This window comes from Flavobacterium enshiense (assembly GCF_022836875.1).
Classification (GTDB): Bacteria; Bacteroidota; Bacteroidia; order Flavobacteriales; family Flavobacteriaceae; genus Flavobacterium; species Flavobacterium enshiense_A.
Genome location: NZ_CP090376.1, coordinates 106,339 through 131,914 on the forward strand (window position 1 = coordinate 106,339; position 25,576 = coordinate 131,914).

The 25,576-nt window shown below is 38.4% G+C and carries 27 protein-coding genes and 2 tRNA genes; 24 read left to right on the forward strand and 5 right to left on the reverse strand.

The annotated features are described in order from the left end of the window. The first annotated feature begins 203 nt into the window (after positions 1 to 203). The 6 genes from LZF87_RS00475 (at position 204) to LZF87_RS00500 (ending at position 3,975) form a co-directional block, all read left to right on the forward strand. Positions 204 to 1,181: a M23 family metallopeptidase gene (locus LZF87_RS00475; protein ID WP_244340205.1), complete on the forward strand. Its 978-nt coding sequence runs from the start codon at positions 204 to 206 to the stop codon at positions 1,179 to 1,181. Positions 1,182 to 1,297: 116 nt separating this feature from the next. Further along, the gene (locus LZF87_RS00480; RefSeq protein ID WP_244340206.1) at positions 1,298 to 1,627 is read left to right on the forward strand and encodes a MerR family transcriptional regulator; all 330 of its coding nucleotides are present in this window, start codon (positions 1,298 to 1,300) and stop codon (positions 1,625 to 1,627) included. A 63-nt stretch (positions 1,628 to 1,690) separates the two neighbouring features. Continuing rightward, positions 1,691 to 2,284, forward strand: coding sequence for a LemA family protein (locus LZF87_RS00485; protein ID WP_023573565.1), 594 nt, complete (start codon positions 1,691 to 1,693; stop codon positions 2,282 to 2,284). Positions 2,285 to 2,292: 8 nt separating this feature from the next. Further along, entirely contained in the window at positions 2,293 to 2,730 is a 438-nt protein-coding gene (locus LZF87_RS00490) for a TPM domain-containing protein (protein ID WP_244340207.1), read from the forward strand. Positions 2,731 to 2,749: 19 nt separating this feature from the next. Beyond that, positions 2,750 to 3,559: a TPM domain-containing protein gene (locus LZF87_RS00495; protein WP_244340208.1), complete on the forward strand. Its 810-nt coding sequence runs from the start codon at positions 2,750 to 2,752 to the stop codon at positions 3,557 to 3,559. 161 nt (positions 3,560 to 3,720) lie between these two features. Then, positions 3,721 to 3,975, forward strand: coding sequence for a hypothetical protein (locus LZF87_RS00500; RefSeq protein ID WP_244340209.1), 255 nt, complete (start codon positions 3,721 to 3,723; stop codon positions 3,973 to 3,975). A gap of 49 nt (positions 3,976 to 4,024) precedes the next feature. On the opposite strand, the gene LZF87_RS00505 is transcribed toward LZF87_RS00500, so the two are convergent. The 3 genes from LZF87_RS00505 to era all read right to left on the reverse strand — a co-directional run bounded on the left by LZF87_RS00505 (position 4,025) and on the right by era (position 9,213). Beyond that, entirely contained in the window at positions 4,025 to 6,802 is a 2,778-nt protein-coding gene (locus tag LZF87_RS00505; protein WP_244340210.1) for an outer membrane beta-barrel protein, read from the reverse strand. A gap of 98 nt (positions 6,803 to 6,900) precedes the next feature. Next, the gene (gene der / locus LZF87_RS00510) at positions 6,901 to 8,211 is read right to left on the reverse strand and encodes a ribosome biogenesis GTPase Der (protein WP_244340211.1); all 1,311 of its coding nucleotides are present in this window, start codon (positions 8,209 to 8,211) and stop codon (positions 6,901 to 6,903) included. Between the two features lie 117 nt (positions 8,212 to 8,328). Then, positions 8,329 to 9,213: a GTPase Era gene (gene era / locus LZF87_RS00515; RefSeq protein ID WP_244340212.1), complete on the reverse strand. Its 885-nt coding sequence runs from the start codon at positions 9,211 to 9,213 to the stop codon at positions 8,329 to 8,331. Between the two features lie 117 nt (positions 9,214 to 9,330). Here era and LZF87_RS00520 point away from each other — a divergent pair. The 16 genes from LZF87_RS00520 to LZF87_RS00595 all read left to right on the forward strand — a co-directional run bounded on the left by LZF87_RS00520 (position 9,331) and on the right by LZF87_RS00595 (position 22,633). After that, a tRNA-Met gene (locus LZF87_RS00520) sits at positions 9,331 to 9,403 on the forward strand. Positions 9,404 to 9,435: 32 nt separating this feature from the next. After that, positions 9,436 to 9,508 (forward strand) — tRNA-Met (locus LZF87_RS00525). Positions 9,509 to 9,636: 128 nt separating this feature from the next. Continuing rightward, positions 9,637 to 10,089: a KTSC domain-containing protein gene (locus LZF87_RS00530; RefSeq protein WP_244340213.1), complete on the forward strand. Its 453-nt coding sequence runs from the start codon at positions 9,637 to 9,639 to the stop codon at positions 10,087 to 10,089. A gap of 283 nt (positions 10,090 to 10,372) precedes the next feature. Beyond that, positions 10,373 to 11,848, forward strand: coding sequence for a copper-containing nitrite reductase (nirK, locus tag LZF87_RS00535; RefSeq protein ID WP_244340214.1), 1,476 nt, complete (start codon positions 10,373 to 10,375; stop codon positions 11,846 to 11,848). 36 nt (positions 11,849 to 11,884) lie between these two features. Continuing rightward, positions 11,885 to 12,271, forward strand: coding sequence for a c-type cytochrome (locus LZF87_RS00540; RefSeq protein ID WP_244340215.1), 387 nt, complete (start codon positions 11,885 to 11,887; stop codon positions 12,269 to 12,271). A 29-nt stretch (positions 12,272 to 12,300) separates the two neighbouring features. Further along, positions 12,301 to 13,074, forward strand: coding sequence for a formylglycine-generating enzyme family protein (locus tag LZF87_RS00545; protein ID WP_244343837.1), 774 nt, complete (start codon positions 12,301 to 12,303; stop codon positions 13,072 to 13,074). 16 nt (positions 13,075 to 13,090) lie between these two features. Beyond that, complete coding sequence (locus LZF87_RS00550; RefSeq protein ID WP_413614293.1) at positions 13,091 to 13,684, forward strand: SCO family protein; 594 nt, start codon at positions 13,091 to 13,093, stop codon at positions 13,682 to 13,684. A 9-nt stretch (positions 13,685 to 13,693) separates the two neighbouring features. Further along, on the forward strand, positions 13,694 to 14,974 hold the full coding sequence (locus tag LZF87_RS00555; RefSeq protein ID WP_244340216.1) for an alginate export family protein: 1,281 nt from the start codon (positions 13,694 to 13,696) through the stop codon (positions 14,972 to 14,974). Between the two features lie 606 nt (positions 14,975 to 15,580). Next, positions 15,581 to 15,925, forward strand: a complete 345-nt coding sequence (locus LZF87_RS00560) for a c-type cytochrome (protein ID WP_244340217.1) — start codon at positions 15,581 to 15,583, stop codon at positions 15,923 to 15,925. 27 nt (positions 15,926 to 15,952) lie between these two features. Then, positions 15,953 to 17,338, forward strand: a complete 1,386-nt coding sequence (locus LZF87_RS00565) for a cbb3-type cytochrome c oxidase subunit I (RefSeq protein WP_244340218.1) — start codon at positions 15,953 to 15,955, stop codon at positions 17,336 to 17,338. Between the two features lie 109 nt (positions 17,339 to 17,447). Further along, on the forward strand, positions 17,448 to 18,230 hold the full coding sequence (locus LZF87_RS00570) for a CbbQ/NirQ/NorQ/GpvN family protein (protein WP_244340219.1): 783 nt from the start codon (positions 17,448 to 17,450) through the stop codon (positions 18,228 to 18,230). 64 nt (positions 18,231 to 18,294) lie between these two features. Further along, on the forward strand, positions 18,295 to 20,070 hold the full coding sequence (locus LZF87_RS00575; protein ID WP_244340220.1) for a nitric oxide reductase activation protein NorD: 1,776 nt from the start codon (positions 18,295 to 18,297) through the stop codon (positions 20,068 to 20,070). 4 nt (positions 20,071 to 20,074) lie between these two features. After that, a complete protein-coding gene (locus LZF87_RS00580; protein WP_244340221.1) occupies positions 20,075 to 21,052 on the forward strand; it encodes a DUF438 domain-containing protein in 978 nt (325 codons plus the stop codon). A gap of 45 nt (positions 21,053 to 21,097) precedes the next feature. Continuing rightward, positions 21,098 to 21,781: a carbonic anhydrase gene (locus LZF87_RS00585; protein ID WP_244340222.1), complete on the forward strand. Its 684-nt coding sequence runs from the start codon at positions 21,098 to 21,100 to the stop codon at positions 21,779 to 21,781. A gap of 22 nt (positions 21,782 to 21,803) precedes the next feature. Then, on the forward strand, positions 21,804 to 22,385 hold the full coding sequence (locus LZF87_RS00590; protein WP_244340223.1) for a cytochrome c oxidase subunit 3: 582 nt from the start codon (positions 21,804 to 21,806) through the stop codon (positions 22,383 to 22,385). 2 nt (positions 22,386 to 22,387) lie between these two features. Further along, positions 22,388 to 22,633 carry a cytochrome C oxidase subunit IV family protein gene (locus LZF87_RS00595; protein ID WP_244340224.1) on the forward strand — a complete coding sequence of 82 codons (246 nt, stop codon included), beginning with the start codon at positions 22,388 to 22,390 and terminating at the stop codon, positions 22,631 to 22,633. A 217-nt stretch (positions 22,634 to 22,850) separates the two neighbouring features. Here LZF87_RS00595 and LZF87_RS00600 read toward each other — a convergent pair whose 3' ends face one another. Further along, a complete protein-coding gene (locus LZF87_RS00600; protein WP_244340225.1) occupies positions 22,851 to 23,285 on the reverse strand; it encodes an RrF2 family transcriptional regulator in 435 nt (144 codons plus the stop codon). Between the two features lie 433 nt (positions 23,286 to 23,718). On the opposite strand from LZF87_RS00600, the gene LZF87_RS00605 reads away from it, so the two are divergent. Then, a complete protein-coding gene (locus LZF87_RS00605) occupies positions 23,719 to 24,309 on the forward strand; it encodes a Crp/Fnr family transcriptional regulator (protein ID WP_244340226.1) in 591 nt (196 codons plus the stop codon). A gap of 44 nt (positions 24,310 to 24,353) precedes the next feature. Here the strand turns inward: LZF87_RS00605 and LZF87_RS14705 are convergent, their stop codons facing one another. Beyond that, on the reverse strand, positions 24,354 to 24,479 hold the full coding sequence (locus LZF87_RS14705; RefSeq protein WP_262917899.1) for a hypothetical protein: 126 nt from the start codon (positions 24,477 to 24,479) through the stop codon (positions 24,354 to 24,356). A 15-nt stretch (positions 24,480 to 24,494) separates the two neighbouring features. Here LZF87_RS14705 and LZF87_RS00610 point away from each other — a divergent pair, with 15 nt between their 5' ends. Beyond that, positions 24,495 to 25,556 carry a hypothetical protein gene (locus LZF87_RS00610; protein ID WP_244340227.1) on the forward strand — a complete coding sequence of 354 codons (1,062 nt, stop codon included), beginning with the start codon at positions 24,495 to 24,497 and terminating at the stop codon, positions 25,554 to 25,556. Positions 25,557 to 25,576 lie beyond the last annotated feature (20 nt).

Consider the following 25,576-nt stretch of genomic DNA (forward strand, 5'->3'; position numbering starts at 1 on the left):
GCTCTCCTAGCCCTGATAGAGCGGTTAGCTCGCGATTACAATCGCGACTAGAAGCGATAGCAGGTAAAAGGTTTACAAATAAGCAAATGTTTCGCTCTAAAAAATCAATTGCTTTGAAACATTTTTTAAATTTGTTCGTATAACCCCTACAACCGGTTAACCAACACCATTTTACAAGCTGCAAAAATAGTATATTTTAGAACATGTCGAAGGTAAAATATATTTATGATTCCGAAAAATTAGCCTTTCTAAAAATCAAACCGAAGAAAGGGCGAAAGCTAGGCTATTTTGCCTTGTTTTTGCTGGCGTCGGCATTGTTTGGTTTTTTGTGTTTTGTGATACTTTTGAACACTACATATTTCGAAACTCCGAAAGACCGAATCCTAGCCCGTGAAATTGAAAATATGCGAATCAGTTATGCGCTTCTCAATAAAAGGGTCGACCAGATGAATGAAACGATGAACAATCTGGAAGACAGGGACAATAATGTGTACCGCGCTTATTTCAACAGTTCGCCGGTGGATGAAAAAAAACGCAAGGGCGAAAGCGAAGGCGCACTTAGTTACAAACAACTGGAAGGCTTTGACAATTCCGATTTGGTAATCAACACAACAAAACGTTTGGATATTATTTCGAATCAGATGGTTTTTCAGTCGAAATCACTCGATGAAATCATTAAATTAGCCAAAGGAAAAGAAAAACTGATGGCTGCGATTCCGGCGATACAGCCGATAAAAAATGAAGCATTGAAACAAATGGCTTCCGGTTTTGGTTACCGAAGCGATCCGTTTACGAAAGTCAGGAAATTTCACAAAGGGATGGATTTTTCGGCACGAACCGGAACCCCGATATATGCCACTGGTGACGGAGTCGTCGAAAAAGCAGACGCATCGCTTTCGGGTTACGGAAATCATATTGAAATACGTCATGGTTTTGGGTACGAAACTTTGTATGCCCATTTGAGCAAATACAAAGTTCGACCGGGGCAACATGTTAAACGCGGAGATGTAATCGGCTATGTTGGCAGCACCGGACGAAGCGAGGCTCCGCATTTGCACTATGAAGTGTATCAGAACGGAAAAGTAGTGAATCCGTTGAATTTTTATTACGGCTCGATTTCGGCAAAAGAATATGTTTTAATTTCACAAATTGCTAATCAGGAAAACCAATCGTTAGATTAGGAAAAAGGGAAAAGGAAAAAGAAAAAAAAAGACGAAAGTGAGAAAAAGGAAAATAAAAGTATGGCAAACACCAACTTATCCCTTATCCCTTTCAACTTATAACTCAAAACAAAAAAATGCATTTAGACTTACCTGAGAAAAGATATTACAGCATTGGCGAATTGGCCAAGGCTTTTGACGTAAACGCTTCCCTCATCCGGTTTTGGGACAAGGAATTCGACATATTAAAACCAAAAAAGAATGCGAAAGGCAATCGTATGTTCACTCCCGAGGACGTAAAAAACCTTCAGCTGATCTACCATTTGGTAAAAGAACGCGGATTCACTTTAGACGGCGCGAAAGTACATTTGAAAGAAGGCCAAAAAAAAACACTGGACAAGTTTGAAATCATCAACAAACTGGAAGCTATTAAAGTACAGCTGACAAATATTAAAAATGAATTATAAGTAACAATATACTTAAACAACGACTAATACTATCAAAGAAAATCAACTTTAAATTTAAAAAAAATGAGAAAATTTGCACCAATATTAATTATTGTAGCTATTCTGGCCGTTATCGGATTTTGGTACGTTGGAATCAAAAACGGGGCTATCCGTGAAAATCAGGCGGTAGGAAAAGAATGGGGTAACGTGGAAACCGCATACCAAAGAAGAAATGACCTTATCGGGAATTTGGTTAAAACCGTAAAAGGCGCTGCCGATTTCGAAAAAGGAACTTTAACAGCCGTTATCGAAGCAAGAGCAAAAGCTACTCAGGTTACTGTAGACCCAACAAACGTGACTCCGGAGCAATTGGCGCAGTTCCAACAGGCACAAGGTGGCGTTTCTTCGGCTTTATCAAGATTATTGGTAACTGTAGAACGATATCCTGAGTTGAAAGCCAACGCGAACTTCTTAAAATTACAGGACGAATTGGCCAGCACGGAAAATCAGATTTTAACAGCAAGAACCCGTTTTAACGAATCGGTACAGAGCTACAACAACTATATCCTAAAAATCCCTAACAACTGGTTCTTGGGTGAATACAAGGAGAAACCATTCTTCGATGCAGTAGCTGGTGCAGAAAAACCGGTAGATGTAGAATTTAACTTTGATAAATAACCCAAGCGATGTCTTTAACTGAAGATTTTCTAAGTCCGGAAGACGAAAAAGAAGTTGTACATGCGATTTCTTTGGCCGAAAAAAACACTTCCGGAGAAATTAGAGTTCACATAGAAGCACATGCAGAAAAACCTCCTGTCGAAAGAGCTAAGGAGGTTTTTCACGCATTAGGCATGGACAAAACCGAAGCCAAAAACGGCGTTTTATTTTACGTTGGCGTAATGGATCATTCCTTTGCCATTATTGGCGACAAGGGGATAGACGATTTGGTGGAAGACGATTTTTGGGATTGCACAAAAGATGTGGTAATCGAACATTTTAAAAACAAACAGTTCAAAACAGGACTGGTTGAAGGGATCCTGAGAGCCGGTGAGCGTTTGAAAAAACACTTCCCATATAAAGACGATGATGCCAACGAATTATCTAACGAAATATCCAAAGGATAATTAATAAAAAATCCAAATCATGAAAATTTCAAATTTAAAAGGGATTTTTAAATTCATCCTTATTATCTCCTTATTGTTTAACAGCGGTTTTGCTTTTTCGCAATTCACCATTCCTGAAAAGCCTAGTTTTCAAACGAGTGTTTACGACTATGCGAATGTATTAAGTGCAACCGAAAAGAAACAACTGGAAGAGAAACTGGTTCGTTATTCCGATTCGACAACTACTCAAATCGTTGTAATTACCATTGAAGACCTGAAAGGCGAAGACATTGGCGTATTGGCAACCAACTGGGGACATAAATGGGGAATCGGACAGAAAGACGAGGATAATGGCATTACCATCTTAGTTGCAAAAAACGACCGAAAAATAAGTATCCGACCAGGCTATGGTGTTGAAGACCGTCTGACAGCAGGTACCTGTGGAGAAATTATCCGAAACGTTATAACTCCCGAATTTAAAGCCGGAAGCTATTTCAATGGCTTAGATAAAGGAGCCGATACTATATTCGAAGCTTTAAAAGGCAAATACAAAGGCGAACGAAAAGGAGGAAAATCACCTGGCGGTGGAAAAATCATTTTCTTCATAATCTTGTTTATCATCATCATTGCGATTCTTTCCAGAAACAAACGTGGCGGTGGCGGTGGTAACACAGGACGTTTTGCCGGACCAGATCTGGGCGACATCATCATTCTGAGCAGCTTGGGCCGTGGTGGCTTTGGCGGTTTTGGAGGAGGAAGTTCTTCCGGCGGCGGTTTTGGAGGAGGTGGCTTCGGAGGCGGTTTTGGCGGTGGAGGATTCTCCGGCGGCGGTGCCAGCGGAAGTTGGTAGCTTCATACAGCAGATTGCAGATAAAAAAAGAGATTGCAAAAAAAGCAATCTCTTTTTTATTTCATCCTACTTACCGTACTAAATCCTTTTAAGAACTCATTGTACAATCGTTAACACCTCACAACAACTAATCAGCGTACCTTTAAGTAAAGTTTAAGGTCATGAAAAATTATGCGATTAAGCTGGTATGGTTTACCACAATATTTGCCTTTATTTTTGCGGGGCTATGTCAGACAAACGTTCCGTTCCCACTAATAAGCAGTTTGTTTATTATTGGCAGTTTTCTTGTACCTTACATGGTTTACACCGTTCTTACAGATGATTATAAAACCGATAAGAAATTTAAAGACTGGTATAGCGACAAACCCGAGAAGCATCATTTGCAAAAAAAGCATTTACATAAAATAAAACACTAAAATTCCACAAAATCATTTTAAAAGAGGCCGCGCAAGCAGCCTCTTTTTTTTAGTGATTCCAATTTCTGGAAGGCTTTTCCTTGCCAGCAAACTTTTCAATCTTATAAGTCAAGGAAAACATCGCATAGCGTTTCAACACCGTATTTTCCTCGTCTCTGATAGTAGTTGCGGATATTGTTCTTGTAGCACTTTGGTTTTGATTCAGCATATCATAAACCTTAACCTTCGCCGTAAACTTCTTATCGTAAAAACTATAGGACAAACTGGTATTCCACAGATAAAAAGCATTTTTAAAATCATCTGAAATATTTGAATTGTAGGTATAACCGAAATCATTACCGAAAACCCAGTTCTTTGGCCAGTAATTTGTGGTTTGAATATTAAACCTATGGATTCTGTTAAGAGTCGAACTAATCGTATAATTTGTATAATTCGTTTCGTTATATGAAAAATTATACGATGGGGCAATGGTCAGCAATTCGCCATAATCATAGTTAAAAAACACTCTTGGCATCAATCGTACAGCCTGCGCTTCATACATTTCTGTATTCGTAAATCCTTTTGAAAGTCCGAAACTAACATTAACTCCAGCCCCAAATCTATACTTGTGCTCTTCTTTTTTAATGCTTTTACTCCAACTCGCCCCAGACCAAGACGAATAGGTATCAGACACATTCCTGTACGTAGTGGTTCGTTTTCCGTTCTCATCATACAATGATGACGAAACGATTTGATCTTCATAATAATTTCCTCCCGCGTATAAATAAAAGCCGGAACGGCTGGCATAATCATAATTATTGAAACCTAAATATGCGTTATGGGTTTTATTCAGATTCAAATTAGCATTTCCCACAAACGTATTCAACGGATTTGAGAGATCCAAAACCGGTAATATCTGGCTAGCGGTCGGAAAATCGAATTCAAAATCATAATTCAAATAGATCTGTTTTGATTTATCCAATTTGTAATTAAAATACATATTAGCGAAAGGCATCACATAATTCTTATTCAAATCAGTAGTAACCCCAAGATAAAAAGAGTGAGCATCAAACTGAGAAACAGCTGTACCTCCCGATGCATTCAAACTAAACTTCTTCTTATCAATAGAAAATCCTGCATTCGGTCGGGTTGTACTGATAAATGAGGACATATAATTCGTTAGGAACGCGTTCGGGTTTGAATACGACTGCGTTGTCGGATCAAAATCGAAAGCATCACGATCTTCAGAACTTTTTTTCCACTCCTGTCCTACTCCTACACTTACACTTAAAGAATCGGTTACCGGTTCAGAATAACTGATATCAAAATGATAATTATCTTTTAAATTTTTATTCTTCTTAAGTTGGTCCCGAATATCATCTGGGTTGGTTCCTTGATAGAAAATGGTAGTCGAGGTGTTGGTAGAATTAATTTCGTCTTTATTATTTTCGTTATCAAATGTAAAATGCACATAACGACCTTTACGTTTAAATGCCTTGTTGAAATAAAGTGAATTCTTAAAACTGTTTCCGTCACTTTCATTATAAATATCAGAATTACTTTCATTTAACAGATTGTTATTTTCATCTGTAGACGATTGAAACGATTTATCCCTGTCCTTCCCATGTGATTTAGAAAATCTGGGAGTAATACCTATAGTTGTAGTCGAATCAATCTTGTACTCAAATTCAAAATTCAAATTATGTCCGAAACGATCCGAACTGGTCTGTGAAGTTCCATCCGTTATAATCCCTCCGGTCGGAAGGAAATTGGCTTGTTTTACCTTCCGGTTATTTTTAGTATGCTGATCAGAAAAAAGGTAATTGCCGTTTGAATCAAAACCTTTCACCCATTCATCAGAATAATTAACCCCAATCATATCGGATTGCGTAATTCCGACGCCACTACCGAAAAGCATCCCATTTACCCCAAAGGAACCATTATCATTATAATACATGGAACGGCTGCGTCCGCCCCCCATATTATCAAAGATTTCATCCATCGAAAAACCAATGGAATTAATATTGTTGGAAGAAGCCAGAACACTGAACTTTCTTTTATTCTTAAAATAGTTTAACAATCCACTGGCTTCGTAGCGATCATCCGTCCCATATCCTCCCATAAATTTACCGAAAAGTCCTTTATTCTTATCTTCGTCTATGGTTAAGTTTATAGTGGCCTTATCGGAACTGGCGGCCTGACCGGAAAGCTCTTCCTTTTTGGTTTTGAGATCCGATACCTGTATTTTATTAATGATATCTGAGGGAAGATTCTGCAACGCTACTTTTCCGTCTTTGTCGAAAAAAGGCTTTCCGTTTACCATAATCTGGGTCACTTCTTTTCCGTTTACGGTGATTTTGCCTTCCGGATCTATCTCTACGCCGGGCAATTGCTTCAACAGTGTTTCAACATTCGTATCGGGCCTGACTTTAAAAGAAGCCGCATTAAACTCTAAAGTATCTTTTTTAATACGGATGGGAGGCGCTTCCGCTTTAACAATCACCTCGTTCAGCATTTTTGCCTGTTCTTTCAAAGAGATGACTCCAAAATCTGCAGCTTTTAAAAGTTCGTTTAAGCTTTGCTTATGTGCCTCAAAACCTTCCATCGACACTTTCAGGAAGACAGGCTGTGTGATCTTCTTAACCGGCAGCGAGAAATTCCCGTTTTTGTCGGTAATGGTATAATCCACAAGTGAAGAATCTTTGGCTAGTGACAGATAAACCGTAGCCGATTCCATAGGAAGTTTGGTGGCTTCTTCAATAATTTTCCCTTTGATATAAAAGGAATTCTGCGAAAAGGCACACACTGAAAACAGTGTAAGAACGAAAATTAAAAGTTGTTTTGGCATCAATAAAAAAATTGCGGTTAAAAATGATTACTCATTAAAACCGCAAATTAAAGTTTTTATTATGTAGGAATTTTACTCATTAAGTATTTTTTAACAAATTATTTCTGTCTGAAATAAATATCAATTGGCACTCCTTCAAAATTATAGATTTGACGCAATTGATTTTCTATAAAACGTTTGTAAGGATCTTTCACATATTGTGGCAGATTACAGAAAAACACGAACTGAGGTGTTGGTGTTGGCAACTGCATGCAGTATTTGATTTTCACGTATTTTCCTTTCAATGCCGGTGGCGGTGTACGTTCGATAATCGGCAGCATCGTTTCATTGAATTTGGAAGTCGAGATACGCTGTTTTCTGTTTTCAAAAACTTCAACAGCTGTTTCTAAAGCTTTCAGCAAACGTTGTTTTGTCAGTGCAGATACGAAAAGAATCGGCACATCGGTAAACGGCTCAAGCGCTTTACGGATTCTCGCCTCATAGTCACGGGCCGACATGGTATCTTTTTCTACCAAATCCCATTTATTCACAAGAATTACAACTCCTTTACGGTTTTTCTCAGCCAGCCAGAAAATATTCTGATCCTGACCTTCGAAACCACGTGTGGCGTCAATCATAAGGATACAAACATCCGAATGCTCAATGGCACGAACCGAACGCATTACGGAGTAAAATTCCAAATCCTCTTTTACTTTGGCTTTTCTACGGATTCCCGCAGTATCCACTAAGTTGAATTCAAATCCGAAACGGTTGTATTTGGTATCGATGGCATCACGGGTTGTTCCGGCAATATCGGTAACCACAAATCGGTCTTCACCAATCAAAGCATTGATAAAAGATGATTTACCTGCATTAGGACGACCTACCACACAAAAACGAGGCAGCGGATTTTCTTCTTCCACAGCTTCCGGTAATTCCGGCAACACTTCCACCAACTTATCTAAAAGTTCTCCGGTTCCGCTACCATTCATTCCGGCTATAGTATAATATTCACCTAAACCTAAATTATAAAATTCGATGGCGTCTTTTTCACGCATCGCATTATCCACTTTATTAACTGCGATAAGGATTGGCTTGGTAACTTTACGAAGCAATTTCGCCACTTCGGCATCCATTGGCGTAATTCCTTCTTCCACATCCACCATAAAAATGATAGCATCGGCTTCATCGATGGCCAATTCTACCTGACGACGGATTTCACCTTCAAAAATATCATCGGAACCCTTAACATATCCACCTGTATCTATGACCGAAAACTCTTTTCCGTTCCATTCGCTTTTTCCGTAATTACGGTCACGGGTTACTCCGCTCACCGAGTCAACGATAGCTTCTCTTCTTTGAATTAACCTGTTGAAAAAGGTTGATTTTCCAACGTTTGGCCTTCCTACTATGGCTACGATATTGTTCATTTTCTATTAAATTTTGCGCAAAAGTACATATAAAAAGTGGCAAAGTCACTAAAATGTAAAATCGCAGCGTTTATTATTCTGAAAATAAAAGCTTTACCTTTATTTTATTTTTAAAATTTATTTCTGATTGTATCCGAAACGACGCAATTGATACGCATTACTTCTCCAGTCTTTGTTGACTTTCACGAACATTTCGATGTGAATCTGTTTTCCAAAGAATTTCTCCAGGTCCTGACGGGCTTCTATCCCTACTCTTTTTATCGCTGATCCTTTGTGCCCGATGATAATTCCTTTCTGTGTATCGCGCTCCACCATAATTACCGATTTAATTCGAATGATATCCTCATCTTCGATAAATTCTTCGGTTTCGATTTCTACTGCATATGGGATTTCTTTGTCGTAATGCAAAAGAATTTTTTCACGGATGGTTTCGTTTACGAAGAAACGTTCCGGTTTGTCCGTTAATGCATCTTTCGGATAATAGGCCGGTGATTCTGGAAGTAATTCCAATATGCGGTTAAAAACCTCTTTCACATTAAAATTTTCCAATGCCGAAATCGGGTAAAGTTCTGCATTAGGTACTTTTTCTTTCCACAGATTCACCTGTTCTTCCAATTGTTCCTGATTAGACTTATCGATTTTATTCAACAATAAAAGCACTGGGATTTTGGAATGGATGATTTTATTGAAAAAGGCTTCGTCTTTCAGTTCCTTTTCCCCTACTTCTACCATATACACCAACACATCGGCGTCTTCAAAAGCCGATTTTACAAAATCCATCATCGAATTCTGTAATTCGTACGCCGGTTTTATAATTCCTGGCGTATCTGAAAACAACACCTGAAAATCCTCTCCGTTCACGATTCCAAGGATACGGTGACGTGTGGTTTGTGCTTTAGATGTGATGATCGACAGGCGTTCCCCGACGAAAGCATTCATTAAAGTCGACTTTCCAACATTTGGATTTCCGATGATGTTTACAAAACCTGCTTTGTGTGACATAGTAAAAATTTTAGCCTACAAAGGTAGTCATTACTAGCGATATAGTAGAAATTTTAAAATTTTTTTATCTTTTTGTTGTATCTATCAAATTTCGTTGTATCTTTGCACTCGAAATAACGCGGGATAGAGCAGTAGGCAGCTCGTCGGGCTCATAACCCGAAGGTCACAGGTTCGAGTCCTGTTCCCGCTACTAAGAAAATATTGAGAATACAAACCGTACATCGCGGGATAGAGCAGTAGGCAGCTCGTCGGGCTCATAACCCGAAGGTCACAGGTTCGAGTCCTGTTCCCGCTACTAAGAAGAGAATCATTTTGGTTCTCTTTTTTTTTAAATAAACTGAAGTTGCTTATTTCTTATATTTTAAGATTTATTCCACTGTTAATCAAAACGTTTCGTTAAAAAAACGCTTTTATTTTTTACTCATGAATACAAAAAAAATTGCCGAATACCGAAAATTATTGGATGTTACTAAAACAGCAACATTAAAAGAATTGAAAACAATCTACAGAAAAAGCATGAAGGAAGACCATCCTGATACTATTGCTGATCCTGTTGAACGTTTAGCGGCGGAAGAAAGAAGCAAACAAGTTATTGAAGCTTATCACTTTTTAGTAAGTATCGCGCCTGAAACCCTTGAGAAAGACAAGGACGAATACATCAAAACCACCAGTACTTCCAATATTTTGGAGTTCTACATGGACAACGGGGTTTTATACATCAGCTTCCTGGATGGCAATCAGTTTGAATATTTTGGCGTTCCAAAAAACACCTATATCAAAATGATCAATGCGGAATCACCGAATCGTTTTGCAAAACGACACATCTTTAATGAATTCACTTACCGAAGTGCCAGCAAGTTGGTAGCTGCGGAATAAGCTCACCTATATATAGGACACAAAACCATCAGCGAGAGTTGATGGTTTTCTTTTTTTACAGCAACATCAAAGCACATTTTACAATAATAAGTCAGGTCATATTTTCAAATAAATTTCAGAAACCTATCTCTTAATATTGTATTAATAAGGGATTCAGAAAGAAATCATACTTTAAATTAGCCGTCATTTTTTTTTCACATTCATGATATTTATCATAATAAAAGACATTTTTGTCCTCTAAGTTTACATCAAGATTTAAGTCTTAATCAAAACACAAATTATTATGATAACAAATTTAACAAAACGCACAAAAACAGGAGTCGCCGTAATTTGCTGCACCCTGATTTCAGTGGGCTTAACTGCATTTGGAATCAATTTCACAAAAAATGATGCAGACCACTACAAAAAAGTTCCTGTTGAAGGAGAAATGGTTGCCGAACTAACGGCACCTCCTTTCGTTCCCAAACCGGTTGGAAACCGACCTGCCAAAAAACTGATTGTCAACATGGAGATCAAGGAAATGGAAGGAGAAATGGCCGATGGTGTAAAATACACCTACTGGACATTTGGAGGTTCTGTTCCGGGAAGCTTCATCAGAACAAGAGTTGGTGACGAAGTTGAGTTTCACTTGAGAAACCATCCCGACAACAAATTACCGCACAACATCGATTTACATGCTGTTACAGGCCCGGGCGGAGGTGCTACATCATCGCTGGTTGCTCCCGGTCACGAAAAAGTTTTCAACTTTAAGGTAATTAACCAGGGGCTTTACGTTTACCATTGTGCCACAGCTCCTGTAGGTATGCACATCGCAAATGGTATGTATGGTTTAATCCTGGTAGAGCCAGAAGGAGGTTTGCCACCGGTTGACAAGGAATACTATGTAATGCAGGGTGACTTCTACACCAAAGGTGCTAACGGAGAATCAGGTTTACAACCTTTCGACATGAACAAGGCAGTCAAAGAACAACCTGATTATGTGGTATTCAATGGAAGTACAAAATCATTGGTAGGCGACAAAGCCATTACAGCCAAAGTTGGTGAAACAGTACGTTTATTTGTCGGCAATGGAGGTCCAAACCTAGTATCATCATTCCACGTGATTGGAGAAATCTTTGACAAAGTCCATGTCGAAGGAGGAGAAATGATCAACAAAAACGTTCAGACGACACTGATTCCGGCCGGCGGTTCCGCAATCGTTGATTTCAAAGTTGACGTTCCGGGAACTCTTATCTTAGTTGACCACTCTATCTTCAGAACGTTCAACAAAGGATCCTTAGGTATGTTGAAAGTTGAAGGACCTGGTGACAAAACGATTTACTCTGGAACTACTCAGGAGGGCATCTACTTACCGGAAGGTGGTACTATCCAAAATATGCCAAAAGTAAAAGTACCGGAAAAACCAAAAGTTAGCCTTACTGTTCCGCAACAAATTGCTGCAGGAAAAGAAATTTACGGAAAAACATGTTTTGCATGTCACCAATCAGAAGGACAAGGAATCCCAACCGTATTCCCTCCATTGGCTAAATCTGATTTCCTAAATGCGAACCATACGCGAGCTATTAACACCGTATTGAACGGATTGAGCGGTGAAGTTATGGTAAACGGTAACAAGTTTAACAACATCATGACCAGCCAAAACCTTACTGATGAAGAAATCGCCAATGTATTGACTTATGTCTACAACAGTTGGGGCAACAATAAAACAGTTGTAAAACCAGAGATGGTTAAAGCACAAAGAGAACAAAATGTACATTAATTAATAAATACTCAATAATCTCTAAATTCCTTAATTATGAACAAATATTTATTAGGCGCCGTATTAGGAACTATCTTCAGTTTCTCGGCATCAGCACAAGACATCAACAAAGGAAAAGCAGTCTATAATTCAAACTGTGTAGCTTGTCACCAGGCGGCAGGACAAGGTATTCCCAACGCTTTTCCTCCATTAGCAAAATCAGATTGGCTAAACAAAGATCATAATCGTTCAATTAAACAAATAATTAAAGGCTCATCCGGACCGATGACTGTTAATGGAAAAACATACAACGGAGCAATGCCTCCTCAAAGCACACTAAGTGATCAACAAGTTGCAGACGTGTTGACTTACGTTTACAGCAACTGGGGTAACAACAAAAAGAAAGTTACTCCTGCAATGGTTAAAGCTCAAAGAAAATCGTAATCAATTAAAACTTTAAAAAGATGCACGCAATGTTAAAACGATCACTATACATGTCGCTTTTTTCAATATTTATTGCGGCATCCCTTTGGGCACAAAACTCAAAAATGGTTCTGGTAAAAAAGGGGGCTTTTGTCCCCCTTTACGGAACTGTTGACAAAAAACCGGTAACCGTAAACGAGTTTCAGTTAGACATTTATCCGGTAACCAATGCCCAGTTTCTGGATTTTATCAAAAAAAATCCGGAATTCAGTAAATCTAAAATCAAAGGAATCTTTGCCGACAAAAGCTATTTATCGCATTGGGAAAGCGACTTCAGTTACGGAACAAACAACCTGAGCAATGCTCCCGTAACTAATGTCTCCTGGTTTGCCGCCAAGAAATACTGCGAATGTCAAGGCAAACGCCTTCCAACATTAGACGAATGGGAATATACGGCCATGGCAGATGAAAAACGCACTGATGCGAGAACCAAAGAATCATATACAAAATATATACTCTCCTGGTATGAGAAATCAAAAACCTATGCAAACCCGGTCGGTAAAACGTTCAAAAACTATTGGGGTGTTTATGATATGCACGGACTGGTTTGGGAATGGACATCAGATTTCAACAGCATTTTTTTATCCGGAGAATCGAGAAAGGACAAAGACACAGACAAAAATCTCTTTTGCGGAAGCGGATCGGTAAACGCCACCGACCTCATGAATTACGCAGCTTTTATGCGCTATGCTTTCAGAGGAAGTCTCAAAGCCAAATACACTACAAGAAATCTGGGATTCCGCTGTGCCAAAGATTTTAAATAACTAAAAAAACAGCTATATGAAAAATATAATTTTAGGCTTAGGATTGTTACTGATGATTTTTCAGAGTTGCGATTCGAACAAAAAAGCCAGTGATGCACCTAAATCCAAAAGTATCTCCGATCTGTCTATCTACCACCTTCCATCTAAATGGACCAATCAGGATGGAAAAGACATTCAGATGAAAAACATGAAGGGCAAAGTACTTGTGATGGTTATGATTTATACCTCATGCAAATCAGCTTGTCCGCGACTCGTTGCCGATATGAGAAACATCGAAAGCCGTCTTCCCAAAGACACCAAAAATGTAGAATTCGTACTAATAAGCATCGATCCGAAAGTTGACACCCCCGAACGTCTAAAAGCATTTGCCAAAGAAAACCAAATGGAGGGCGATCAATGGACTTTCCTTCGCTCATCCGAGGACAATACCAGAGAATTTGCTGCTGTTTTGGCTGTAAATTATAAAAAAATCTCCCCTATGGATTTCTCTCACTCAAATATCATAAGCGTTTTCAATAATGTCGGCGAATTAACCTATCAGCAGGAAGGACTTAATGTAAATGCTGACGAGACCGTTCAAAAAATTATTGAAGAAGCGCAAAAATCGTAAATAATTTATATGAAAGCCTTTAAAAAAATCAGCTTATCGTTCTTTGCGATGGTAGGCATAGGTACTTATGCTCAAGAATTTAATGCCGATCTTCAGTTAAGACCCCGTTATGAATATAGAAACGGTTATAAAGCCCCCTTGAAATATGGAGAATTGCCAACCTCCTTTGTTTCTCAGCGTACCCGTTTAAAATTTGATTTTAAACTGGATCAGTTCTCAACAAAAATATCTTTACAAAACATACGCACCTGGGGAGATGTCCCTACAACTGCCACAGCAGACAAAAATGGAGTTGCATTGTTTGAAGCTTGGGGCCAATATGATTTCACTGATAAATGGAGCGCACGTTTCGGGCGTCAGGTAATCGCTTATGACAACGAGCGTATCATGGGTGAAATTGACTGGCTACAACAAGGACAAAGCCACGATGCCTTATTGGTGAGCTACCACCCTGCCAATCACAGACTGGATTTAGGGGCAGCCTATAATGCAAATGCAGAAAACCTAACCCGCCCCGTTGCGCCTTATACAACAAATTATAAAACATTTCAATACGGATGGTATCATACTAACATCTCCAAAGTGGGTCTAAGCTTGTTGTTACTAAACACGGGCTACGAATACCAAAAAACCGCCACTACTCTAAAAACAGATTACAAACAAACTTTTGGTACATACTTAACTTTCAAGAACAAAGCATGGGATGCCAACCTTGGAATTTACGGACAATCCGGTAAAGACACCAATAACAAAGTAAACGGATTTTACGCCGGAGCTTTAGTGGGATATGCTTTCGACAGTAACTTTAAATTAGGAGCCGGTTATGAATATTTCTCGGGTAAAGATCAAAACGACACCAGCACCGACATAAAATCGTTCTACCCACTGTTTGGTACCAACCACGCCTTTAATGGTTACATGGACTACTTCTACGTTGGTGGAAACCACAAAAACAGTGTAGGTTTACAAGATGCTTATTTAAAACTTACTTATGCAAAAAACAAATGGCAATTTAACTTAATGCCACACGCATTCGCAGCTTCGGCATCGGTTATAGACACTAACGGTGAAAAAATGGACAGCTATTTAGGAACCGAGATCGACTTTACAGCAGGTTACCAGCTGCACAAATTCATTGCTGCCACAGGAGGATTCTCCCAAATGTTTGGAACTTCAACTATGAATATACTAAAAGGAGGCAATAATGTAGCGAACAATAACTGGGCTTGGTTTATGATAAACATCAACCCACGTATTTTCTCTGCAAAACAGCCACAACCCAACCAGTAATTTGCCATAATTGCTGTTATTGATAAGACCGCCAATTGAATTTGTACTGCTGACACTGATTCTCTTGGTGGTCTTTTATATCTCCTGAATTGTCTCTATAATGAGTACATAAATGACATCAGAATTCATTCTACAGCTTTAAAGTATGCGATAAAGACGCGCACAACTTCGAACCATCTGTTTTAAAAAGCATTTTCTCAGCCAAATCCTCAACCTCTTCAGTTAACCATCATTCTTTGACACACAGTTGCTGAATCACATTTTCTAAAAAATACTTTCACTGAAAGACACTTTGCCACCTGCAAAACTTTTTCCAATAACGTCTTTTTCTAAAACTTCAATCGACATTCAGGCACCCTATTCATTAAGAAAAATGTAATCAAAAAAACAATTATTTCGAAATGACATTTATCATGTTCTAAACATTTTTTAACTGTTAATTTCGCTTTAAAGAATAAAGGACAAAAACATCCTTTATTAAAAGAAATAAAATATTAAACAAAAACTACACAAATTATGCTTTCAAAATCACAAGCGCGGGCATTCTTTTTAGGCGGTACGGTCGTCACCTTCTCCATCTTCATCGGTCTGACCATATACTCGTTTATGCCCAGCAAGGACCAATCCAATTACACCAAACTTGACAAACAGGTTGTACGAGGAAAAGAAATCTGGGAAACCAACAACTGCATGGGTTGTCATACTATCATGGGAGAAGGTGGATATTATGCTCCGGAACTGACAAAAGTAATCGACCGAAGAGGTGAAGGCTACGTAAAAGCAGTGTTAACGTCACCGATACCATGGGCACCAAACGGAAGAAAGATGGTTGCCTACAACATGAACGAAAAAGATGCCCAAGCAATGATCGCTTATCTCAAATGGGTGGGCAATATAGACTTAAACGGCTTTGACCGCGTTGTTTCGCCTTTAGCTAAGGCTAATCAGTAAAAAATATCAATTCTAAATTTTTTTAAAATGAAATATAAATCACAAAAAATCGCCTACTGGTTCTTTGCATTGAGCATGCTCTTATTCTCCTTGCAGCTTGTCTATGGTTTTATCATGGGCTTTGACCGAATCGGTATACAAGGTTTACACGACATCATCCCATTTAACGTAGCAAGAGCGGTGCATACCAACTTACTCGTTGTATGGTTACTGACAGGTTTTATGGGAGCTGCATATTACATAATCCCCGAAGAAGCACAAAGAGAATTAATCAGTCCGAAGCTGGCCATAGTTCAGCTGGTTTCACTGGCTGTGGTAGGTGTTATCGCTATTGTGGGATTCCACTTTAATCATTGGGAAGGACGTAAATTCCTGGAAATCCCAAGAGAACTGGACTTTTTGGTCGTCGTAAACGTATTGCTCTTCCTCGGTCTTATTTTAGGAACACTCTTTACAGGAAAACGAAAAACCACCACGGCACTGATATTGTCAATGGGATTGCTTTTTGCCGCATTACTGTATTTACCGGGTATGATTTGGTTTGACAGCCAGGTAATGGATTCATTTTTCCGCTGGTGGGTTGTTCACCTATGGGTTGAAGGTGTTTGGGAATTGATTATGGGAGGTATTCTTTCTTTCCTTCTGATCAAATTGACTGGCGTAGACCGTGAAGTAATTGAGAAGTGGCTGTATGTAATTGTCGGACTGACATTCCTTTCAGGTATTTTAGGTACAGGACACCACTACTATTATATCGGTGTCAATAAAATCTGGCTGATCGTCGGAGGAATATTTTCAGCTTTAGAACCTTTAGCTTTCTTAGCAATGGCACTGTTTGCAATCAATATGTACAGAAAAGGCGAAAAAAGCCATCCAAACAAAGTTGCGTTATTCTGGACAATAGGTTCTTCAATTGTATCGTTCATCGGAGCAGGTATACTTGGTTTTGCCCATACTTTGCCTCAAGCCAACTTATATACTCATGGAACACTGGTTACCGCCAGCCACGGACACTATGCTTTCTGGGGAGCTTATGCCATGATTGTGTTAGCTATGATAAGTTATGCTATGCCAAACTTGACCGGGCGCAAACGTTATCTGATGAAAACAGGCTCGGCAGCATTCTGGCTCTCTAACATCGGAATCCTGGGAATGACCGTTGCATTCGGTGTGGCCGGGGTTGCTCAGGTATACATGGAAAGAAAAATGAAAATGGAATTCATGACCGTACAAAACGAAATCAGTATTCACTTTGTGGTATTGTTACTTTGTGCAACGATGTTTACGACAGGTATCATTATGTTTATCTACGATTTCATTAAATACGGAAGACCGACTGACGAAGCTTTGGTTGACCAAAAAACGAAAACTCCTGCATTTTCTAGCAAAGAAGAAGTCTTCGAATTAAATTAATAGTTAACAAAATATTTTTTACCTGAACGCTAAACGATTTTTCCGTATTCATCTCCCCGAAAAAAGATTGTTTTAACGTTCAGGTTTTTTTCTCAAAACTCAAAAGATTATGGAAACACTAAATATCCCTTATTATCATGCCGTGGGCAAGGAACAAGAAGTCTTTGAGCATGCTTTTAGAAACAAATTACCCCTTTTACTGAAAGGGCCTACCGGAACTGGCAAATCAAGATTTATTGAATACATGGCTTATGTCTTGGACAAAAAAATCATCACCATCAGTTGTCATGAGGAAACATCTTCAACAGATTTAATAGGACGATTCATTATCAAAGGTGCCGAAACTGTATGGATTGATGGGCCTTTGACCACTGCTGTAAAAGAAGGCGCTATCCTCTACCTTGATGAAGTTGCTGAAGCACGTCCTGACGTAATTGTAGCCATACACTCGCTGACAGATCACCGCAGGGAACTTTTTATAGATAAACTGGGCGAGACCATTAAAGCTCATGATAATTTCATGCTAGTTGCGTCTTTTAATCCGGGATATCAAAGAGGATTTAAAGAACTAAAACCTTCGACAAGACAACGTTTCGTAGCCATTTCATTTGATTATCCTGAAGCTAAAATTGAATCGGAAATCCTGATTAAAGAAACTAATATCGATTCTGAATCTGCAAAAAGACTGGTAGTTATCGGCAACAAAATCAGAAATCTGACCGAGTTAGGTTTGACGGAAACTGTTTCAACCCGATTATTGGTAGATGCTTCAAAACTTATTCACAGTGGATTACCAAAAAGACTTTCTGTATATGCAGCCGTCATTGAACCATTGACAGATGACCCGCAAACGCTGGAAGCGCTAAAAGACCTCTGCGATTTAGTGATTTAATTCACTATGCAGAAAAGCAGCAGTCCATTTAGGATTGCAAATTACAAATCTAAAATTACACAAAATGGGATTTGAGATAGATGAATATATAGTGGAGAAATTTTTCAAGCATTTGAAAAAGAGAAAAAAAATAGATCCCGAGACAGAAGCCCGACGAATCACTTTGGAAAAAATCAGGCCAAAACTCACCATTCTTGCCAGAGCACTTACGGGAAAAGCAATAGAAATTTTTCCAGCTGAAAGAGAAGGAGGTTACAAAAACAACAATTTTTTCCTTCCGGTATCATTTGCCGAACTTCCTTCCCTGACTGAAAATCATGATTTTTATGTATTTCGGGTTTTATACTTAAGCATTCAGCAACAACTAAATTTAAACTGGCCTCCCGGCGAAAAAGAATCAGATCTTGATATATCCCGTCAAAAGGCGATAGTCAGTTCTTCCCAGGTAATAAAAATATTGCTTAAAGAATTTCCTTCAGCAGAAAAAACATACCAGAAAACCCGGGAACATTTTATACAAATAGCTGAAAACAGTGACGAACCGGATTTTACTTTCCTATACGGAAAATGGATGAAGAATGACTTTGTCAGTGATTCGGAAGACGTACTTCAAAACTTCTCCGACAAGACCAAATCGGCCGACAAAAACCAGCCCACCACTACCGTAAAATCGAAAGCAGTTGAAGAGGTAAATATTGCCCAACTGGATAAAAAACAACAGGAAGACTATGTGCTTCTTCACAACTTTGAAAAAGTTGAAACGGCAGAAGAGTTTAACGGCACCTGGCGCGATTTTGACGGAACAGACGAACTGGAAGATCACCAGGATGCCCTTGACGAACTGAACATGAAACACACCGTTCGTGTTGACGACACAGCCCATTCGGTTTATCAGGCTGATTTTATCGAAAATGCTTCTGTTTCAGAAAGTGCCGAAGTTGATGCCAGCGGACTGCATTTCACTTATGATGAATGGGATTATGGCAAACGCATTTACAAAGAAAATTTCTGTAAGGTCTACCCTAAACTGCAACAAACATCGGATCCTGTTTACTATAAAAACACCATTTCGAACAACGCTTCCACTTTGATGGGGCTGCGAAAAATGCTTACTTCCGTTAATAATAAAATACAACAACAAAAACGCCAAACCCAAGGTAACGAATTCGACATTGATTCCATAACTGATTTGTATGTGGATGTGCATTCCAAACGAACACCAACCGAGAAGGTTTACATTGCAAACAGAAAAAAAGAAAAAGATTTATCAATTTTAATCCTGCTCGACATAAGTCTGTCGAGCGACAGTTATGCCGGCGGCAACAGGGTTATTGATGTTGAAAAGGAAGTTTCAATCCTTTTTGGCGAAATCCTGAATGAGTTCAACATCGATTTTTCCATCGACAGTTTTTATTCTAAAACCCGCAATTTCTCGACCTATCTCACACTCAAGGATTTTGACGAAAACTGGAATACTGCCAAACACAAAATCGGAGCTGTGGAGCCATGCGGCTATACCCGAATCGGGGCCGCACTGCGCCATGCCGGAGCAAGACTTGAAAAAAGAAGCACCAAAAACAAATGGATCATACTTCTTTCGGATGGTAAGCCGAACGATTATGACAAATACGAAGGGAAATACGGAATCAGTGACATAAAACAGGCACTGCGCGAACTTAATTCTAAAAACATCAATTCGTATGCATTGGCCATTGAAGCCCAGGCTCAGTACTACCTGCCACAAATGTTTGGGCAAAACCATTATCAAATACTTACAACTCCCAGAGAATTACTGCAGTCGATGGTAAAACTCTACGACAAAATCAAAAATCAGAAATAAAATCATGCAACCAACAATAAACCAAGATCCAAAATTCGCTACACTTCCTGAAGGACATCCGGTACAGATCTATTTTGAAGAACGCGATTTAATCAAAACGCTTTTAGCAGAATTATTATCAACAGATGCCACAGAAGACTTTCAGAAATACTTCAACGTATTCAATCATTTATGTACTATTGAGAAGCGATTTGCCCGAAAAGAGAATCAGCTGTTCCCCTTTTTAGAAAAACGGCACTGGACAGGCCCTTCCAAAGGCATGTGGTCTTTCCATGATAATTTGAGAGATCAGATTCGTCTGATTAAATACTATATCAAAACTCAGAATGCACCAAAAATAAATGAAAACACTAAATATCTGGTTGACGGAATATATCGACTGATGCATGTTGAAGAAAATACTTTATTCCCCAATGCTTTAGCTATTTTAGAAGAGAACGACTGGATTGAAATGCGTTCCGGAGAAGAAGAAATTGGCTGGATGTTATCCCGTGTACCTGCACCATTTCCGCAGCAAACGACAGACATTAGGAATATTGAAGTCAAAGAACCAATTACAGACAGTAAACATGGTAATTCCCATCATTTTGACGAAGGGTATATGACCGTCGAGCAAGTCAATCTTCTTTTCAGAACCATCCCGGCCGATTTAACTTATGTAGATGAAAACGACAAGGTAATATTTTACAATCGCGGCGAAGAAAGGGTTTTCCCGAGAAGTGCCGGTATCATTGGCCGTGAAGTCAAATTTTGCCATCCTCCAAAAAGCGTGGGAACCGTACTGCAAATACTGGAAGAGTTCAGAAAAGGCACAAAAAGCGAAGCTTCTTTTTGGATAAATTATAAAGAACGGCTGATCTACATCCGCTATTTTGCAGTACGAGACGACAAACAAAATTACAGGGGTGTTATTGAGATGTCACAGGACATCACCGACATGAAAACCATCGAAGGCGAAAAAAGACTTCTAGAGTGGAAGTAAGATTCCGGGCAATAAATAAAGGTTCAAACTTTACAACTGATTATCATGGTTCAAAAAAATTCACGGAAAAACAAAAACCTCCTGATTTTTGGTATTTCCCCAGCATTCATCCTCCTTCTGTGCAGCTTTATTATTGCAAAGCATAGTCATGAAATAAAAACCCCCGACGATGCGCTGGCCGAATTAAAGTACGGAAACAGCCGTTTTCTGGACAAACAAACCGTCAACAGCGATTTCCATGCCCAAATTCAGGCGACAAAAGACGGGCAGCATCCGCATTCATTCATTTTAGGATGTGTAGATTCACGCGTCCCGCCGGAAATCATTTTTGACCAAAAAATCGGAAACATTTTCGTATCCCGTGTGGCAGGAAACATTGAAGATGACCATATTTTGGGGAGTATGGAATTTGCCACTAAACTCAAGGGCACTAAACTCATAGTTGTTTTAGGACATACGCACTGTGGAGCGGTATCCGGAGCCATGGCCAATGTTGAGTTGGAACACCTCACGCAGTTGACCAACCAGATAAAACCGGCCATCAATAAGCATGAAACCTATCCTCTTCCCCATTATATGACAGATGAAACAGCCCGGAAAAACATTCGCCTGACCATCAAACGCATTTTGGAAAAAAGCCAAACGCTTCGTCAGCAATCGGAAAAAGGCGAAATCAAAATCGTTGGCGCTTACTACGACATCGCGACGGGCGAGGTGATTTTCATATAAAGCAACTTATACAATCTTAAAAATGAAAACGGCAGAAATCAATCACAGCAACTTTTTTTATCCGCCGGGAGGTATCCTGATGTGGATCATTATTTTCCTGGAGCTCATTACTTTCGGGATGGCACTTGTTGCATTTGTATTCTACGGAAAGGAACAGCCGGAGGTTTTCCACGATTCCAGAATGCAGCTCAACACAACTTTGGGCACTTTAAATACCGCTTTCCTTCTTACCAGCGGTTATTTTATGGCTCGGGCTGTCCAAAAATTCAAAGACAATAATCTGGCAAAAGCCTCACTTTTTTTCAAATTATCGTTTTTGGGAGGATTCCTTTTCTTAATTGTAAAAGGATTTGAATATTATCACAAAATTGAAATGGGAATTTCCATAGAGACTAACCTTTTTTACAGTTTCTACTGGCTTGTTACCGGTTTTCATCTCATCCACGTTATCGTCGGTTTGGTCATTTTAATGTTGACACATTACGGTATGATGAAAAAAAATTCGGACACCTCAACAGAAGATGTTGAAGCCTGTGCCGCCTTCTGGCATATGTGCGACTTAATTTGGTTATTGGTATTCCCAACCCTTTATTTACTTTTCTAATAATGAAAAATCCGCTCACCCTTTGTTATAGCCTTTTAATCTTTTTGACGATTACGGCCGCCATCCTATCAAATTCTGTAACTGTATCAGGACTCCTTATCAGTCTGATCATGGGAATATCGTTTATTAAATTCTACTTGGTAGCTTTTAATTTCATGGAATTGAAAAAAGCGAATCTTACGTGGAAAATCGCACTTCTTTTTGTTGTGGCGATTACGATATTACCAATTGTTCTGATAAGTTTCTAAGCCGCATTCAAAAGTGATTCTGAGTATTGTTGACCAGCAATCGTCTCATTTTGGATCGTCAACACCTCCTGAAAGTTTTTGACAGCGGCTTAATTAGCAATTAATTTTTGTTTTTTTTTGTAGTTAATAAAAATGGGGAAGCTATTTAATTTTGCTTCCCCATTTTTCCTTATCGAAAAGATAATATCCCTTTATCAAAATCTTCAATATCTTAAATTTAATACCTTAAAAAAGTATCTCCCGATTTAATTCCCAAAGCTAACTCCTCCAAAGTAGTATTTTCAAGCATTGCCGTCAGCTTTTCTTTGATAAACTTAAATTTATTGTGTACTGGGCAAGGATGTTCTTCTGAACAATGACTCAATCCTAACCCGCAGCCGGTAAAAACATCATCCCCGTCTATAGCTGTCACAATTTGGGACAGTTTTATTTTATTCAAATTCTCTGCAGGTATTTCAAAACCACCGCCAACTCCTTTAACCGAACAGATAATATCATTCTTAACTAAAATTTGTAAAATTTTTGCAGTAAATGCCTGGGGAGAATCAATCTTTTCTGCAATGTCTTTTATCCCTGCCCTTTTATTGTGTAAAGATTCTGAAGCTATGAAAATAACCGCCCTAATCCCGTATTTGCATGTTTTTGAAAACATAATTACATTATTTTTAAAATTCGAATATGTATAAATCCATTAAAGGTAAGAAATAAAGATTGCTTCTGTCTTTTTAAACAAAATCATAAAAACAGCATCCAACCAATCACAAAAAATGATTAGCAATTTATAAAAAACTTTAAGATTAAATCACAAAAAACAAACGTCTCAATCACAAGCCCGGTTTTGCGACAAAAACTCCTTATCTTCATTTGAAAATCGAACTATTAAAAAAGTATAATAACTAACACCTTTCGGATTTTAAACACTAATCAACTCACAACCAATAATGTAAGTATAACGCTTAAAAATTTCATTTCCAATGCTGATTTATATCATATTTTCTTTATATTTACTATAATAAATTTGTAAATAATGTAAAAATACCGACCAAGACCACCTTTATTAACCACAAAATATTTCCCGTAAAAATATGCTTGTAGACATCGATTTACTCTTCACATGGGGTGCAATAGCGAAAGAATATAAGAAAGGTGAAGTTATTTTCAGAGAAAATAATCAGGCCAATTTTTATTATCAAATAGCTGAAGGAATAGTCAGGATGTTTAATGCTAATGATGACGGAAAAGAATTCACCCAAGGTTATTTTTATAGCGGGCAAAGTTTTGGCGAGCCTCCCTTATTCATCAATGAAAGTTATCCCTCTACTGCCACGGCATTCCAGGATTGTACCATCATAAAATTATCAAAAGACAAATTTTTGAAGATTTTGGAAGAATATCCATGCGTACAAAAAGATTTTTTAAATCTGATGTGCCAAAGAATCCACTCGAAAGCGAAAACTTCAAAGGATATTATAAACCAAAAACCGGAATTCAGGATCATGGCTTTTCTGAATGACTACAAAAAAAGCAAAAAAAATCTCGAAAAAGAACTTATACCATTTACAAGGCAGGAGATTGCCAATTTTACAGGACTGCGCGTAGAAACTGTTATAAGAGCTTTATCCAAAATGAACCAATGCGAAAAAGTTGAAATAGTAAACCATAAAATTTATTTCTAATGTATTTCAACAGCAAATTTTGGTTAAAAATCTCATTGATAAACTTACTTATCGTTGCCTCCGTAGGTCTCTTGATGCGATATAAAATAGGTTTTGAATTCCCCCACTTCGATCAAAAAAGCCTCCAGCATTCCCACTCGCATTTTGCCTTTGCCGGCTGGATAAGTCATACGCTGATTGTCTTGATGATTGCTTTTTTAGAAAAAAGGACCAGATATACTGATAAAGAGACACTCAGTTTCTCCAAATACAATAAGATAATTGTCTCCAATTTACTTTGTTCCTATGGGATGCTGATATCCTTCATTTACCAGGGATACGGGCCAATTTCAATTTTCTTTTCCACTGCAACGATACTTATTTTCTACATTTTCAGTTACCATTTCATCAAAGATTTAAGGCAAATAAATCCGGACAATCTTTCCAAAAAATGGTTCACCGCCGCTATATTTTTCAACATCATTTCTTCATTAGGAACTTTTGCTTTGGCCTATATGATGATGACAAAAAGCATCCAGCAGGACATGTATCTTGCATCTATTTATTACTATTTGCATTTTCAGTATAACGGATGGTTTTTCTTTGCCTGCATGGGATTATTTTATGATTTTATCGACATAAAAAAAGAAAACAATGCATTTTTCAACACCACATTTTATTTGTTTTTCGTGGCGTGCATCCCGGCTTATTTTCTTTCGACACTTTGGATGAAACTGCCTCTAGGAGTTTACATAATTACAATTCTTTCGGCCCTTATCCAAGTATATGCTTGGTTCCGATTTCTGTCCATACTAGTAAAAACCAAACTTCATATACTAAAAAACAACCTGCCTGTTTTTCGTTGGATAATCCTTTTCATTGGATTTGCAACAAGCTTAAAGTTACTGCTCCAATTAGGATCGACAATCCCTTCCCTGAGTAAGCTGGCTTTTGGTTTCAGGCCAATTGTAATTGCCTATTTACACTTGGTCCTTCTTGCCATAATTTCATTATTCCTGTTGTTTTATATTTTCTCCAATAAATTCTTAGCTGTAAACAAAAAAATTATTCAAGGCGTGATTATTTTTTCAACAGGTGTATTATTAAATGAGACCGTGCTTGCCATTCAAGGTATTGCATCATTCAGCTACACTTTAATCCCTGGCATAAATGAAACCCTTTTCGGGGTCTCGATCATAATGGTTTTAGGAATCATCTTTATAATGGTTCATTCTTTACAAAAAGTCAAAAACGAGTCTGTTTTATGATTACGCTCATAGTAAAACAA